The sequence below is a fragment of the Pseudomonas brassicacearum genome, assembly GCF_003732265.1.
Taxonomy (GTDB): domain Bacteria; phylum Pseudomonadota; class Gammaproteobacteria; order Pseudomonadales; family Pseudomonadaceae; genus Aquipseudomonas; species Aquipseudomonas brassicacearum_D.
Genome location: NZ_MOBK01000002.1, coordinates 343,383 through 358,340, shown reverse-complemented (window position 1 = coordinate 358,340; position 14,958 = coordinate 343,383). Strand labels below are relative to the sequence as shown.

14 protein-coding genes are annotated in these 14,958 nt (G+C 58.7%); 9 read left to right on the top strand and 5 right to left on the bottom strand.

Features of this window, described 5'->3' with window-relative positions; translation table 11 throughout:
- Positions 1-138 precede the first annotated feature (138 nt).
- Positions 139-930 (bottom strand): dienelactone hydrolase family protein, encoded by a 792-nt coding sequence (locus tag BK660_RS07820; RefSeq protein ID WP_123432829.1) that lies wholly within the window; start codon positions 928-930, stop codon positions 139-141.
- Between the two features lie 143 nt (positions 931-1,073).
- On the opposite strand from BK660_RS07820, the gene BK660_RS07815 reads away from it, so the two are divergent.
- From BK660_RS07815 to BK660_RS07795, 5 genes are all read left to right on the top strand, one after another.
- The gene (locus BK660_RS07815; protein WP_123432828.1) at positions 1,074-1,379 is read left to right on the top strand and encodes a hypothetical protein; all 306 of its coding nucleotides are present in this window, start codon (positions 1,074-1,076) and stop codon (positions 1,377-1,379) included.
- A 54-nt stretch (positions 1,380-1,433) separates the two neighbouring features.
- Entirely contained in the window at positions 1,434-2,111 is a 678-nt protein-coding gene (locus tag BK660_RS07810; RefSeq protein ID WP_123432827.1) for a response regulator, read from the top strand.
- Complete coding sequence (locus tag BK660_RS07805) at positions 2,108-3,454, top strand: ATP-binding protein (protein WP_123432826.1); 1,347 nt, start codon at positions 2,108-2,110, stop codon at positions 3,452-3,454. Before BK660_RS07810 ends, BK660_RS07805 begins: the two co-directional genes overlap by 4 nt.
- 149 nt (positions 3,455-3,603) lie before the next feature.
- Positions 3,604-6,048 (top strand): hypothetical protein, encoded by a 2,445-nt coding sequence (locus BK660_RS07800; protein WP_123432825.1) that lies wholly within the window; start codon positions 3,604-3,606, stop codon positions 6,046-6,048.
- A 412-nt stretch (positions 6,049-6,460) separates the two neighbouring features.
- The gene (locus tag BK660_RS07795; protein ID WP_123432824.1) at positions 6,461-6,823 is read left to right on the top strand and encodes a DUF6124 family protein; all 363 of its coding nucleotides are present in this window, start codon (positions 6,461-6,463) and stop codon (positions 6,821-6,823) included.
- 146 nt (positions 6,824-6,969) lie between these two features.
- Here BK660_RS07795 and BK660_RS07790 read toward each other — a convergent pair whose 3' ends face one another.
- On the bottom strand, positions 6,970-7,968 hold the full coding sequence (locus BK660_RS07790; protein ID WP_123432823.1) for an AraC family transcriptional regulator: 999 nt from the start codon (positions 7,966-7,968) through the stop codon (positions 6,970-6,972).
- 339 nt (positions 7,969-8,307) lie between these two features.
- Here BK660_RS07790 and BK660_RS07785 point away from each other — a divergent pair, with 339 nt between their 5' ends.
- Positions 8,308-9,642: a dicarboxylate/amino acid:cation symporter gene (locus tag BK660_RS07785; RefSeq protein ID WP_123432822.1), complete on the top strand. Its 1,335-nt coding sequence runs from the start codon at positions 8,308-8,310 to the stop codon at positions 9,640-9,642.
- A 144-nt stretch (positions 9,643-9,786) separates the two neighbouring features.
- Entirely contained in the window at positions 9,787-10,968 is a 1,182-nt protein-coding gene (locus tag BK660_RS07780; RefSeq protein ID WP_123432821.1) for a CaiB/BaiF CoA transferase family protein, read from the top strand.
- A gap of 126 nt (positions 10,969-11,094) precedes the next feature.
- On the opposite strand, the gene BK660_RS07775 is transcribed toward BK660_RS07780, so the two are convergent.
- Positions 11,095-11,589, bottom strand: a complete 495-nt coding sequence (locus tag BK660_RS07775; RefSeq protein ID WP_123432820.1) for a SprT family zinc-dependent metalloprotease — start codon at positions 11,587-11,589, stop codon at positions 11,095-11,097.
- Positions 11,590-11,738: 149 nt separating this feature from the next.
- Positions 11,739-12,341 (bottom strand): Yip1 family protein, encoded by a 603-nt coding sequence (locus BK660_RS07770; RefSeq protein ID WP_008029348.1) that lies wholly within the window; start codon positions 12,339-12,341, stop codon positions 11,739-11,741.
- A gap of 450 nt (positions 12,342-12,791) precedes the next feature.
- Here BK660_RS07770 and ttcA point away from each other — a divergent pair, with 450 nt between their 5' ends.
- Together ttcA and BK660_RS07760 are read left to right on the top strand one after the other, a co-directional pair.
- A complete protein-coding gene (gene ttcA / locus BK660_RS07765) occupies positions 12,792-13,616 on the top strand; it encodes a tRNA 2-thiocytidine(32) synthetase TtcA (protein ID WP_123432819.1) in 825 nt (274 codons plus the stop codon).
- A 132-nt stretch (positions 13,617-13,748) separates the two neighbouring features.
- Positions 13,749-14,423, top strand: a complete 675-nt coding sequence (locus BK660_RS07760) for a DNA-3-methyladenine glycosylase I (RefSeq protein ID WP_008147984.1) — start codon at positions 13,749-13,751, stop codon at positions 14,421-14,423.
- Positions 14,424-14,531: 108 nt separating this feature from the next.
- Here the strand turns inward: BK660_RS07760 and BK660_RS07755 are convergent, their stop codons facing one another.
- A complete protein-coding gene (locus tag BK660_RS07755; RefSeq protein WP_123432818.1) occupies positions 14,532-14,957 on the bottom strand; it encodes a DUF2069 domain-containing protein in 426 nt (141 codons plus the stop codon).
- Position 14,958: the final 1 nt, after the last annotated feature.

Here is a 14,958-nt window from a genome sequence, read left to right as displayed (position 1 = left end):
CGAGGGGGCTTGCCCCCGTTCGGCTGCAAAGCAGTCGTGAGCTCGTGAACGCGGTGTGTCTGACGAAATGCGTTCACTAGTTTTAGGACGGCTTCGCCGCCCAACGGGGGCAAGCCCCCTCGCCACAGGGAATACTGATCAGCCAAAGATCTTTTTGAAGAACGCCTGCATATCCGCCCAGGAACGCTCATCCGCCGCCTTGTTATACCCAATATCCGGCCCGCCATGATCGCCATGGCCCAACCGGTCCGCATCCGGATTACTGAACCCATGCTTGGCCCCCTCAAGGCTGACGAATGTATAGTCGGCGCCAGCCTTGTCCATTTCTGCCTTGAACGCCGCCACGGCATCCGGCGTGACCATGCTGTCCATCGCCCCATGTTCCACCAGGATTTTCGCCTTCACCGCGCCAGGCACGGCCGGTGTCTTGGTCGCCAGCGCGCCGTGGAAACTCACCACCCCCAGCAGCGGCAAACCCTGGCGCGCCGCATTCAGCACCACCCCGCCGCCAAAACAGTAGCCAATTGCCGCGACTTTTTGCGGGTCGGTTTGTGGTTGTTGCTCCAACAGGGTAAGCCCGGCCTGAAAACGCACCGCCGCTGCCGAGCTGTCTTTCAGTACTTCCTGCATGAACGCCATCGCGTCCTTCGGATGCTCGGTGTTCTTGCCGTCGCCGTACATGTCGATGGCCAGCGCGCTGTAGCCCAGGCCGGCGAGGTCCCGGGCGCGGCGCTTGGCGTAGTCGTTCAGCCCCCAGAACTCATGCACCACCACCACGCCGGGGCGTGGGCCTTTAATGGCGTCGTCGTACGCGAAGTAGCCGATCATTTTCGTGCCGTCGGCACTTTGATAAGGGATTTCTTCAGTCTTGATAGCGGCTTGAGTCAGTCCGCTGAGCATCAGCAAGCAAAGGGCGAGGAATACGCGCATGGTCGGATCTCCTGCAATTGAGTCATCAGAATAGCCGGGTCGATCTGATTCAGCTCAGGTTCAGACTGCGTTCAGGGGCAGTTCAGGGGCAGGTGAGTAAGGTGGCTCGTACCCAAAGCACCTGCGCATGAGGAAATTCCCTAATGACTGGCTTTAAAAACCTGATTCTGGCTTTCACCGTTCTGAGCGCCAGCACCGCCGCGCTTGCCTCCGATGACGTCATTGCCAGCCTTGCTCTTGGGAAGACCAACGAGAAGGTCAAAAGATCCCTCACACTGAACAGCTTCAGTACGGTCAGCACCGTGGGCCATGAAAGTGCCTGGAGCGGGCATTTGGGCCAACCCGCCACCCCGGCCGATTACCGCGCCGGTTACGCCAACGTGTCGGTCTCGCACAATGGCATTAAACTCAATCAGCAAGACCTGTTGGGCCGCTATGATCTGTCCTGACCGTTGGATGCGCCGTTGTGCCATTGGAGATGTCGTTTTGCCCGGGAGAGCGTTATGAAACTGCTGGTCGTCGAAGATGAAGCGCTGTTGCGCCATCACCTGCAAACCCGCCTGACCGAAAGCGGCCACGTGGTCGAATCCGTGGCCAATGCCGAAGAGGCGCTGTACCAGACCGGACAGTTCAACTTTGACCTGGCGGTGATCGACCTCGGCCTGCCGGGCATGGGCGGGCTCGACTTGATCCGTCAACTGCGCGCGCAGGGCAAGACCTTTCCGATCCTGATCCTCACCGCACGCGGCAACTGGCAGGACAAGGTCGAGGGCCTGGCTGCCGGCGCCGACGATTACGTGGTCAAGCCGTTCCAGTTCGAAGAACTCGATGCGCGCCTGAATGCCTTGCTGCGCCGCTCCAGCGGTTTCACCCAGTCGACCATCGTCGCCGGGCCGCTGCTGCTGGACCTCAATCGCAAGCAAGCCTGCCTTGATGAACAACCGCTGGCGCTGACTGCGTATGAGTACCGGATCCTCGAATACCTCATGCGCCATCATCAGCAAGTGGTGGCCAAGGACCGCTTGATGGAGCAGCTCTATCCCGATGACGACGAGCGCGATCCGAACGTCATTGAAGTGCTGGTCGGCCGTCTGCGCCGCAAACTCGAAGGCCCGGGCGGGTTCAAACCGATCGACACCGTGCGCGGTCTCGGCTACCTGTTCAATGAGCGCTGCACTTGATTCGTTCCCTTCGCGTTCGCTTGATGCTCGCCGCCACACTGTTGGCGGTGTTGTTCATGTTGGCGTTGCTGCCGGCGATGCAAGGCGCGTTCAGCCTGGCGTTGCAGGACTCGATCGAGCAACGCCTGGCCTCGGACGTCACCACGCTGATCTCCGCCGCACGGGTGGAAAACAACTCCCTGCAAATGCCGGCGCAATTGCCCGATGAACGCTTCAACCTGACCGACAGCCGTTTGCTCGGCTACATCTTCGACCGTGAAGGTCACCTGGTCTGGCGGTCCAAGGCCACCGGGCAAGAGCAGATCAACTACAAGCCGCGTTATGACGGGCGCGGCAATGAGTTCGCGCGGATTCGCGAGGCCAATGGGCAGGAATTCTTCGTCTATGACGTCGAGGTCAAATTGCTCGGCGGCAAAAGCGCGGCGTTCAGCATCGTCACGTTGCAACCGGTGCGCGAGTACGAAAACACCCTTCAAGGCCTGCGCGAAAACCTCTACCTCGGTTTCGGCGCGGCCTTGCTGGTGTTGCTGTCGTTGCTGTGGATCGGCCTGACCTGGGGCTTGCAGGCCTTGCGCCGGCTCAGCCAGGAACTCGACGAAATCGAAAGCGGCACCCTCGAAAGCCTCAGCGAACAACATCCGCGCGAACTGCTGCGCCTGACCGGCTCCCTCAACCGCTTGCTGCACAGCGAACGCGAACAGCGCAGCCGTTACCGCGACTCCCTCGACGACCTCGCCCACAGCCTGAAAACCCCGCTGACCGTCTTGCAAGGCGTCAGCGAAGACATGGCCCAGCGCCCGGAAAACCGCGAGCAGGCCTGGGTGCTGCAAACCCAGATCGAACGCATGAGCCAACAAATCAGCTACCAACTGCAACGCGCCAGCCTGCGTAAAAGCGGCCTGGTGCGCCACCAGGTGCGCCTGCAACCGGTGCTGAAAAGCCTCTGCGACACGCTGGACAAGGTCTACCGCGACAAACGCGTGCGCGTCGCCTTCGATCTGCCGCAACCGTGTTACGTGCCGATCGAACAGGGCGCCTTGCTGGAAATGATGGGCAACCTGCTGGAAAACGCCTATCGGCTGTGCCTGGGTGAAGTGCGTATCAGCGTGCGTGAAACCCTGAGCGGGGTTGAATTGTGTGTCGAGGATGACGGGCCTGGGGTGCCGGCGGATCAGCGCGCGCGGATTTTGCAAAGGGGCGAGCGGCTGGATCGTCAGCATCCGGGGCAGGGGATTGGTCTGGCGGTGGTGAAGGACATTATCGAAAGCTACGGCGCCAAGCTGACGCTAGGGGATTCGCCGATGGGCGGGGCGGCGTTCCGGATTCATTTTCCGGTGGTTTGATCAGGGTACGAACGACTTATGGTACTGACCATTCGTCGTAAAAGGGTGCATACCTGTTATTTCTGACAGTAGTCAATCTTCTTCCTTCGGGGCTCTAATCCCCCATCAAAGCCCTACGATCATGGGCTTATCGAGAAGGAAGGTGTCCCGTGACGGCCAATGAATCAACCCCCGGCGTACTGGCTAATGCCCCGGTGAAATTTGCGGGTGCGACCCCCGGCGTTATTGTCAAGCCAGTACCTCCCGCCGGGGTACCGGTGGAGGGCTTGCCGCAATCGAGTTTCAGGGAGGTTGTCAGAAGGGACGGCAGTAGGGAAGGGGCGGTACAGGCTGTGGTTGATCCGCCATTGGGTGGGAATTATCTCAACATGGCGCTGTACGTGCAGGGGCCTTGGGATACGCAGTGGCAGTTGATCGAGCGCAAACCGGTGGCCCCGGCCGATCAGAACGCGCCTGTGTATTTCAACGTCTTTCAGTCGCTGCTGAATGACGGGGTGCATCGTTTTATGTACGAGGTTGAGCGAACCAGCGGCAACAGTGGTCCCTCAACCGAGTCATGGGCGCTCTACCACCGCGATCTTCCTGGGGGGAACGACGTTCCCGGTACAGGGGATCATCCCGATCTGCGCATCAGCCTGCCCCCCGAACTGGGCAGCCCGCCTCAGATCGGCAAGGACGAGGTGGATCGAGGTGTGGTGGCCACGCTGTCTTATTCTTTCATGAACGCCTATGACGTCATCACCCTGGAGCTTAATCGCGAGCGTTTCACCTTCACGGTGCAACCCGGTGAAGTAGGCAAACCTTACGTGATCGTCATCACCCGGGCGATGTTCGAACGGGCCGGTAGTCATCCGGAGTTTGCGATCTCCTACACAGCGGTTTCCCAGGTAAACAACCCGACCCATAAACGACGCTGGTCGAGCGTCATAAAGGCCAATGTCAATACGGACAGAGTTGCGCTGGAAAAGGCAATCCTTCGGGAAGTCCCGACCGAGAACAATGACGACCCCAATACTGTCGACCTCGCCAAGTTGAACGGTAATCCATTGTCGGCATTGATCCACCTCGTCGGTACGATTTGGAAAGCAGGGGACTCGATCAAACTGGTGTTCACTGCCGAGTTGAATGGCGGTGTTGTGGCCACTCACGAAGAAACACACCCCATCACGCAAGTACCCAGTCAGTTTTTGTGGAGTATTCCCAACAACAAGATAATCGCCAATAGCACCGTGAAGGTGGTGTATCAACAAATCCGGGGGACGCCCATCGCCACCTCGACACCCGCCATCGCGCAAGTGATCGGCACAGGCGTTATCACACTGAAACCTGCGACCCTGGTTGCGCCCGCCCAAAACCCAATCGACCCGTGGCTCTATTCGACCGGCGTCACCGTGCGCGTCGAATTCCTCGTCGCCCTGGCCGGGGACAAGGCTCAGTTAATTGAAATCAACCCATTGCACGGCACTACGCCGTTTCCGGCGGTGGCATTCAATGCGAACAAGCGGACGAACACCGTCCTGAACCAGGCATTTCTGGCGGCACGGCACGGGAGACAACTGGAGTTTCGCTGGGCGCTCATTCGGGGTGGCAAGGAGATTGCCAGATCCGGGCCGCTGGTGTTGAAGGTGAATCGGATTGTGGAGGGTGATTCACGCTTGCCAACACCGATCATTGTGGGTCAGACGGGATCGGAACTGGATGTCAATAAACTGGTGGCTGGCGATACGTTGAGTATTGCTCCGTGGTTGTCTCAAGTGGCGGGGCAGTATGTATGGCTGCAGTTGAGTGGGTTTAACAACAGCGGTGCGTCGATATTTTTTGATGTCCTTGATGGCGTACTTCACAACGAAACCCAAGGGCTGACGCGGCCGCTTGGGCAGGCGTTGGTGGACTGGTTTAAAACGCTCAAGCATGGCACTGCTGTGACGATGACGTTCAGGGTCAACTATTCCGGGGTGCGCGACGTGCTGACGGCTGTGACTTTTCCGGTACGTACTTATACGGTTAAGGCAGCACCTGATATTCCGGAACTTATTGTGGATACTTCGCTGCTCAGCTTGAAAGGAGAGAACTTCACGTTCAGGTATAGTTTTTATTACACCGGTAACGATGCCCCGGGCACGGCTGCAGATCGGAGCGCAAAAGGTGGAGTGGGTACAATTACCTATGAGTCACTTAAACCATTAATCGCGTCAGTCGATGCGAAAGGGGTGGTCCGTAGCGAAGGAAACGGCAGAACAACAATAGTGGTTCGCGATACTGCGGGTCAGCAAAAGTCCTTTGATGTCGAAACGGCCAATGTCACCCACGTCGAACACACCCCAGCATTAACTCTCGCAAATGCAAGAACGTACATAAGTCAGGTGCGTGGCACTATGATTGCCAACAACTTGGCAGATCGCCGGGTGCAAATTGCATCTAGACGTTCAAATCTGTTCATCGTCACAATCGGAGTGCCAGCACCAAATTCTAATAACATGGGGCAAATTTCAATTTCGCGAAATTTAGGAGCGTCAGTAAGATTCGGTGTAAATACATTCAAAGCGGACGGAACAACATATGTTCACTATTGGATTAATAGGCCGGCAAGTTAACTGATTTGATCCAGAGCACAGGAAAAAAGGAAGCATTTAATTATCTATCCAATATTGCACCCCGTGACGCCTGAGTGAGCATTAAACGGATATGTTTAAAATACACCTCCAGACACTCACTCAGGCTACACATCCTTGCGCCGTTGCCTACGACTACGCCAGAATCCGCCGGCTTGTGCGTCTAAGGTCCGGATTCTATCGTTATCCCGTCGCTGACCAATCAGCGATCGGGTTTAGCAGCCCGGGTCTCTCTCTAGACGCACAACGTCCGTCGTTCATGTAATGGCGGCTTTGCGTGGGGCACTTCGGTGCGCCGGGTTCTAGAGTCCTGGTCTGCTAACCCGCGCATAGCCGCCACCCGTTTTTCGTTTAGCAGCGATGAGTAGCGGCTCCATAACTCTAGGAGCTTCAAATGATCAAGATCACGCCCAACCCGCCAGAAACCGACACCGACGACGTCTCCCCCTACGAAACCCCAGACTCAAAAAAACTCAACAAAGCCGCCGACCGCGCCCTGGACTACTACCTAAAACCGGTCATTCCCAAAGACACCCCGCGCAAACCCAGCACGATCTACTTCGTCGGGCCCGACACCAATGATGAAACCCTGCTGGTCAGCGCCTGTGAATCCATGGCGTCGGCGAGTGTGATGCTCAGTGAGTTTGCGGGAGTGGTGGAGGGGACGCAGCGCAACACGGTGCTGGGGATTGCGCAGGTTGTGATGCTGGGGGAGCTGGCGGTGAACCGGATGCTGGACAGGCTTGATCCGCCTTAGCAGTTATTCAGTCAGGTAGACCGCGTCATCGTTCTTCGCGAGCAAGTCGAATCGTCGCACCGCCGCTCCCACATTAGATCTGGGTCAACCCGGTTAAATGTGGGAGCGGGCTTGCTCGCGAAGGGGCCAGCCGCTTCAACGCAAAATCAATTCTCCTGCGCGCGATAAGCCCCAGGCGTTACCCCGGTCCACTTCTTGAACGCCCGATGAAACGCCGAAGGCTCGGAAAACCCCAGCTGTTCAGCAATCTGCTGCAACGACAAATCCGCGCGCCCCAAGTGATAAATCGCGATATCGCGCCTTAGCTGATCCTTCAATTCCTGAAAACTCGTGCCTTCCTCGCGCAAATGCCGACGCAAGGTCTGCGGGCTGATGTGCATATGCGCGGCCACCGCTTCCAGGTCCGGCCAGCGAGCGCTGTCGCGGCTGAGCAAGCGGCGCAGCTGGCTGCTCAGGCTGTCGCCGTCATCCGGGCGCGACAGCAGGTCGGCGGGGGAGTGTTCGAGGAAATGCTTGAGGGTGCGCTCGTCCTGCAACAGCGGCATGTTCAGGTAGCGGCTGTGAAACAGCAGGCTACTCTGCGCTGCGGAAAACACCATCGGGCAGGGGAACAGCAAGTCGTATTCAGCGCCGTGTTCGGGCCTTGGGTAACTGAACGTCGCCTGCTCCAGGCGCACGCGCTGGCCGATCAGCCAGCTGCCGAGGCGGTGCCAGACCATCAATTGGCTCTCGGTGAGGAAATGGTCCGGGTCCTGGAACTTCGAATCGTCGAGGCTCAGGCGGATCATTTCGCCTTCGTGGCTCAGGGTCAGACGCGGACCGTCGGGGAATAAGCTATAAAACAATAAGCCGCGATGCAGTGCTTTTTCCAGATTGCGGCAATGGATCACGGCGTGGCACATCATGGCGAAGCTGCCGGATTTACTCGGGACCGGCCCGAATCCGAGGTATTCGTCGTCCAGTGCCAGCCACAAGCCCTGGATTAAACGGGTGAACTGCTCCGGTGCGATACGCGCCCGCGGTTCATCCAGCAGCTCGGGACTGATGCCCAGCTGCTGCAACAGGTCTGAATAGTCATAACCCAGCCGGCGCGCGCCACCGAGGACGGCGCGGGCGAAATGACTGGCGATGGTGCGTTCGCGCATAGAAGGCAGGTCCGTCCATTGAACGACGGATGGTAGCCGCGCTGACCGTCGAGGAACAAGGCGGATATCCGCCAAATTGCCGGACGAGGTTGGGTGGATGGGCGGAAATCCGCCACATCGGAGTCACCGCTCGGTGACGAAGAAAAACCTGCAGCCCTTGATGTCAAAAGGCTTTCAGGGATTTTGGCGAAGGTGGCACGGGCCTTGCGATACAACGAGCAGATGTCTGCCGTCGCGCAGCTCGAAAAACAAATCCCTCCAGAAGCAGGAGGGTTCGCAATTCAGGTGTCAGGGACAACAGGTGGATGTTGTCACCGGGCACTCTTGAGGAACTTTGCAATGACGACTCGTCAGCCACTGTATAAATCCCTGTATTTCCAGGTGATCGTTGCCATCATCATCGGCGTTTTGATCGGTCACTTTTATCCGCAGACTGGTGTGGCCCTCAAGCCGCTGGGTGACGGGTTCATCAAGCTGATCAAAATGATCATCGCCCCGATCATCTTCTGCACCGTGGTCAGCGGTATCGCCGGCATGCAGGACATGAAATCGGTCGGCAAGACCGGCGGTTACGCGCTGCTGTACTTCGAAATCGTTTCGACCATCGCATTGCTGGTCGGTCTGGTGGTGGTCAACATCGTCCAGCCGGGTGCCGGCATGCACATCGACGTGACCACGCTGGATGCCTCCAAAGTGGCTCAGTACGTGGCCGCCGGCGCTGATCAAAGCGTGGTTGGCTTCCTGCTGAACGTGATCCCGAACACCATCTTCGGCGCGTTCGCCACCGGCGATATCCTGCAAGTGCTGATGTTCTCGGTGATCTTCGGTTTCGCCCTGCATCGCCTGGGTGCCTACGGCCGCCCGCTGCTGGACTTCATCGATCGTTTCGCCCACGTGATGTTCAACATCATCAACATGATCATGAAGCTCGCGCCACTGGGTGCCTTCGGCGCCATGGCGTTCACCATCGGCGCCTACGGTGTCGGCTCGCTGGTGCAGTTGGGTCAACTGATGGCGTGCTTCTACATCACCTGCGTCGTGTTCGTGCTGGTCGTACTGGGCGGCATCGCTCGTGCTCACGGTTTCAGCGTGCTGAAAGTGATTCGCTACATCCGTGAAGAACTGCTGATCGTGCTGGGTACTTCCTCCTCGGAATCGGTACTGCCGCGCATGCTGATCAAGATGGAACGCCTGGGTGCGCAGAAATCCGTCGTGGGTCTGGTGATTCCGACCGGTTACTCGTTCAACCTCGACGGCACCGCGATCTACCTGACCATGGCGGCCGTGTTCATCGCTCAGGCGACCGACACCCACATGGACATCACGCACCAGATCACCCTGCTGGTGGTGTTGCTGCTGTCCTCCAAAGGCGCTGCCGGCGTGACCGGTAGTGGCTTCATCGTGTTGGCCGCTACCTTGTCCGCTGTTGGCCACTTGCCGGTTGCCGGCCTGGCGCTGATCCTCGGTATCGACCGCTTCATGTCCGAAGCCCGCGCCCTGACCAACCTGGTGGGTAACGCCGTTGCTACCCTGGTCGTGGCCAAGTGGGTCAAGGAGCTGGACGTTGACGTGATGCACGCGGAACTGGCTTCTGGCGGTCGCGGCATCTCCGACGAACGCGTAGAAGACGACCTGGGCGTGGCCGAAGGCCCAACCCCAACCAACGTCAAGTAACACGCGTTGCAATGAAAAACCCGCTTCGGCGGGTTTTTTCTTGCCCGTGATTTGAGCGCAACGGTCACCTTTGCTGACACTTCGGGTGATTGCTGCAATGCCAATCGCTGCCTAGGCTGGAGGCATCGTTCACGGAGATCGCTCATGCTCGGGCCATTGGCATCACTCAGGGTTCTGGATTTTTCGACACTGTTACCGGGGCCGTTTGCCTCGTTGTTGCTGGCGGACATGGGCGCCGAGGTATTGCGCATCGAATCGCCGACCCGCATGGATCTGCTGCGAGTGCTGCCGCCGCATGATCAGGGTGTATCGGCCAGTCATGCCTACCTCAATCGCAACAAGCGCAGCCTGGCGCTGGACCTCAAGCAGCCCGAGGCGTTGGAGGTGATCAAGCAGTTGCTGGCCGACTACGACATCGTGCTGGAGCAGTTCCGTCCCGGTGTGATGGAACGCCTGGGGCTGGGGTATGACGCCTTGAAGGCGATCAATCCCAGGTTGATCTATGTGTCGATCACCGGTTATGGCCAGACCGGCCCCTACAGAGACCGCGCCGGCCACGACATCAACTACCTGGCGCTGGCGGGACTGGCCAGCTATACCGGCCGCGCCGACAGCGGGCCGCTGCCGATGGGCATGCAAGTGGCAGATGTCGCCGGTGGCTCGCTGCACGGGGTCATCGGCCTGCTCGCGGCGGTGATTGCCCGGCAGCAAACCGGGCAGGGCCAGCATCTGGACGTGAGCATGACCGATTGCGCGTTCAGCCTGAACGCCATGGCTGGCGCCGGGTACCTGGCCTGCGGCGTGGAGCCGGGCAGGGAAGACCAGATGCTCAATGGCGGCAGCTTCTATGACTATTACCGTTCACGGGATGGGCGCTGGTTGTCGGTGGGCAGTCTGGAGCCGGCATTCATGAAGCAACTGTGTACGGCGCTGGGGCTGGAGGAGTTGTCGCCCTTGGGCTTGTCACCAAAGCCTGCGGACCAGAAAAAGCTCAAGGACGCGCTGAAGACTGAATTCGAGAAACATGACTTTGGCGAGTTGTGCGGCCTGTTTGCTGAACTGGATGCGTGTGTTGAGCCGGTGTTGAATCTGGGTGAGGCGATTGCGCATCCGCAGTTGAAGGCGCGGGAGTTGGTGACTGAGGTGCCGCGAGGGGATGGTTCTACGCAGGCGCAGATGGCGTGTCCGTTGAAATTTTCGGATGGGTTGCCTGAGCCTCGGCATATTGGGGCGGCGCTGGGGCAGCATACGGATCAGGTGTTGGGGGAGTTGGGGTTTAGTGCGCAGCGGATCGAAGAATTGCGGTGTGCCAAGGTGGTTTTGTAGTGGGGTTGAGGGCCTCTTCGCGAGCAAGCCCGCTCCCACATTCGACCGAGTTGTTTCAGGGGAATGCGCTTAATTGTGGGAGCGAGCCTGCTCGCGAAGGGGCCGGCACATGCACCGCAAATCTTGCTATTCGACCCGCATCTCCCCACTGAACACCAACGTGCTCCGGCACCGCCGGCACAAATACCGCCGCCCCTGTCTTACCAAACCATGGCGCTGCGCCGAAAACGGAAAATCGCTGTCCGCACACGGGCATTTGTAGATATAGCGCGTCACGCTACGGCGCTTGACGTCGTAGGTGTGGCAGCGATTGGGCGGCAGTTCGTACACGCCGCGCATGATCAGTTGCCACTCTTCACCGTGTGGCTGGATGCGTTCGCCAAACAGCTGATGAGCGATCAGGTGCGCGACCTCATGGGCCACGGTTTGCTTGAGGAAGTCTTCGGTGTTTTCCCGGTACAACTGCGGATTGAAGCGCAGCAGGTTCTCGTGCAAATGCGCGACACCGGCTTTTTGACCGCGCAGCTTGAGGCTCACCACGGGGCGTTTGAATGTTCGTTTGAAAAAGGATTCGGCGAGTAGGTAACAGTCTTCGACGCGGGTATTGAGTTGCTCGGGCATGCTTGATGGATCTCCAGAGACGTCGAGTATGCCGCAACCCTGGAGTCTTGCGAATCGCCGAGGCGCCGAATGGTCGTCGCCCCCGGCATTAGAAGGCCGCCTTGCGGCGGCCTGTATTGGCAGATCTTGTTTTTGGGTGGAAAGAACCATTAGTTCGTATAGACCGGCCCCACGCCGAGTCCCCAGACAATGACTGTGAACGCCATGATGGCCACCAGCACCACCAGGCCTACCGCAAGCACCGAACTTGAAAACAGGAACCCCTCGTCTGATGGAATGTTCATGAACGTGGGTAGCCCCACGTACAGCAGGTACACCGTGTAGCAGATGGCCGCCGTCCCGACGATCATCCCCAGCCACATGTGTGGGTACAGCGCCGCCAGACCGCCGATGAACAGCGGGGTTGCGGTGTAGGTCGCAAACGCAACGCAACGGGCCAGGCTCGGATTGGCGTCATAGGTGCGAGCCATCCAGTGGATGAACGCCCCCATCACTGCAACACCGCCGAGCATCGCCACGTACGACATGATCGTCATCCATAGCGCGCTTTCCTGCGTCAGCATCACCGGGGCGCGGCTGCCGATTACCCAGCCGACCTGCGTGGTGCCGATAAACGCGGACACGGCGGGGATCGCCGCCAGAATCAGCGTGTGAGTCAGGTACATGTGGCTGATGCTTTCCTCTTGGTCGCCACGGATTTCTTTCCATTCCTGGTCGGGGTGGGTGAAGAGCCCCACTACGTGATGGATCATGCCAGTCACTCCTCTTGTTTTTACCGTCGCCCCCCAGTGGAGCGCCTACAGGCCAAAGTGGCCACGTAAGTAAAGGTCTGGATTTGAATGCGACCTTATGTCGCAGTATAGAAAGGACTTACCCGCACAGGTGATAGGGGCTTAGAGCAAATCGCGCTGTAAATACCCCTGTTAATCGCCGACGGGTCTTTACATGCGAACCCTTGTGGGAGCGAGCTGCTTGTGGCGAGGGGGCTTGTCGGAACGCCGCATCGCCCCGTTCGGCTGCGCAGCAGTCGTCGATCAATCGCCGCGATTTATCTGGAAGGCTGGGGGGTTACTTCGTAACCCAACGGAGGCAAGCCCCTCGCCACAGGCAAGCTCGCTCCCACAGGAGACGGTGGGCACTTCGCCCCTGATGGGTTTTTGCGTAAAATGCCGGCCTTTCGTCACACCTCACGGATTCGCGTCATGGGCACTCTCACGGTTAATCAGAACAAACTGCAAAAGCGCCTTCGCCGTCAGGCCGGTGAGGCTGTTGCCGATTTCAACATGATTGAAGACGGCGACAAGGTCATGGTCTGCCTGTCCGGTGGCAAAGACAGTTACACCATGCTCGACGTGCTGATGCACTTGCAGAAGGTCGCCCCGATCAAGTTCGAGATCGTGGCCGTGAACATGGACCAGAAGCAACCAGGTTTCCCGGAGCACGTGCTGCCGGCCTACCTCAAGGAACTGGGCATCGAGTACCACATCGTCGAGAAAGACACCTACTCGGTGGTCAAGGAGTTGATCCCGGAAGGCAAGACCACTTGCTCGCTGTGCTCGCGCCTGCGTCGCGGCACGCTGTACACCTTTGCCGACGAAATCGGCGCGACCAAAATGGCCCTCGGTCATCACCGGGACGACATCGTCGAGACGTTCTTCCTCAACATGTTCTTCAACGGTTCGCTCAAGGCCATGCCGCCGAAGCTGCGCGCCGACGACGGTCGCAACGTGGTGATCCGTCCGCTGGCGTACTGCAACGAAAAAGACATTCAGGCCTATTCTGACCTCAAGCAATTCCCGATCATCCCGTGCAACCTCTGCGGTTCTCAGGAAAACCTGCAACGTCAGGTGGTCAAGGACATGCTGCAAGACTGGGAACGCAAGACCCCGGGCCGTACCGAAAGCATTTTCCGCAGCCTGCAAAATGTGCAGCCGTCACAACTGGCGGATCGCAACCTGTTTGATTTCACCAGCCTCAAGATCGACGAAACCGCAGCTTCGCGCTTCGTCAATGTTGTAAACCTCTAAACCCAATCACTGTGGGAGCCAGCCTGCTGGCGATGGCGGTGGGTCAGACGCTGCATTATTGATTGACCAGGCGCCATCGCCAGCAGGCTGGCTCCCACAGTTGGTTTTTCGTTTCAATCCTCAGGAGAGGGCATGCGCGATTACAAGTGGCTGCACGAATACTGTCTGAACCGCTTCGGGTCAGCAGCTGAACTGGAAGCCCATCTGCCCGTTCCGAAAACCCCGGCACAATTGCGCAAAATCAGCGACGACCGTTACCTCTCGACCATGGCCCTGCGGGTGTTTCGCGCCGGCCTCAAGCACAGCCTGGTGGACGCCAAGTGGCCGGCCTTCGAAGAGGTGTTCTTCAAGTTCGACCCGGAAAAAGTCGTGCTGATGAGCGCCGAGCACCTCGAGCGCTTGATGCAGGACGCGCGAATCATCCGCCACCTGGGCAAGCTCAAAAGCGTGCCGCGCAATGCGCAGTTCATTCTGGACGTCGCGCATGAGAAGGGTAGCTTTGGTGCGCTGATTGCCGATTGGCCGGTGACGGATATCGTCGGGCTGTGGACGTACCTGAAAAAACGCGGCCATCAATTGGGCGGGCTGTCGGCACCGCGTTTCTTGCGCATGGTCGGCAAGGACACGTTTGTGCCGAGTTACGACGTGGTCGCGGCGTTGAATGCGCAGAAGATCGTCGACAAGGTGCCGACCAGTTTGCGCGACCTGGCCTTGGTGCAGGATGTGTTCAACCAGTGGCATGAACAGAGTGGCGGGCGGCCGATGAGCCAGATTTCGATGATGCTCGCCTACACAGTGAATCATTGAGACCGAGTCGCCCCATTCGCGAGCAAGCCCGCTCCCACATTTGACCGCATTCCAACTAAAGGAACCCGGTTTAATGTGGGAGCGGGCTTGCTCGCGAAAGGGGCCAGATCAGGCAATAGAGATCTCGCCCTCGCCAGCCAGCTTGCGATTCAACTGAAACCGCCACCGCACATACAGCAACGCCGAGCAAAACACCGCCAGACTCGCCCCCATTTCCAGCAACCCAAACAACTGCCGATTCGGGTCATACGCCGCCAGCGCGCCCTTGATGAAATACAGGTTCACCACAAAACACATCCACGAATGCCCGCGGGCACTGCCGATGATCATCCCCGGCGCCAGCAACAGCAGCGGCACCAGTTCGATCAGCAGAATCACCCACGGCCGCGCGCCATGCAGGTCGGCGAACACCAGGTAGTAGGCGCACAACAGCCCCACCAGGCCGAAAAAGCAAAGCAGGCTGACGGCGCGCATCGCCCGGACCCGCGGTTCGAGCCATTCGATGGACGGCAGAATCTTCGGCTTCTTGGCCACG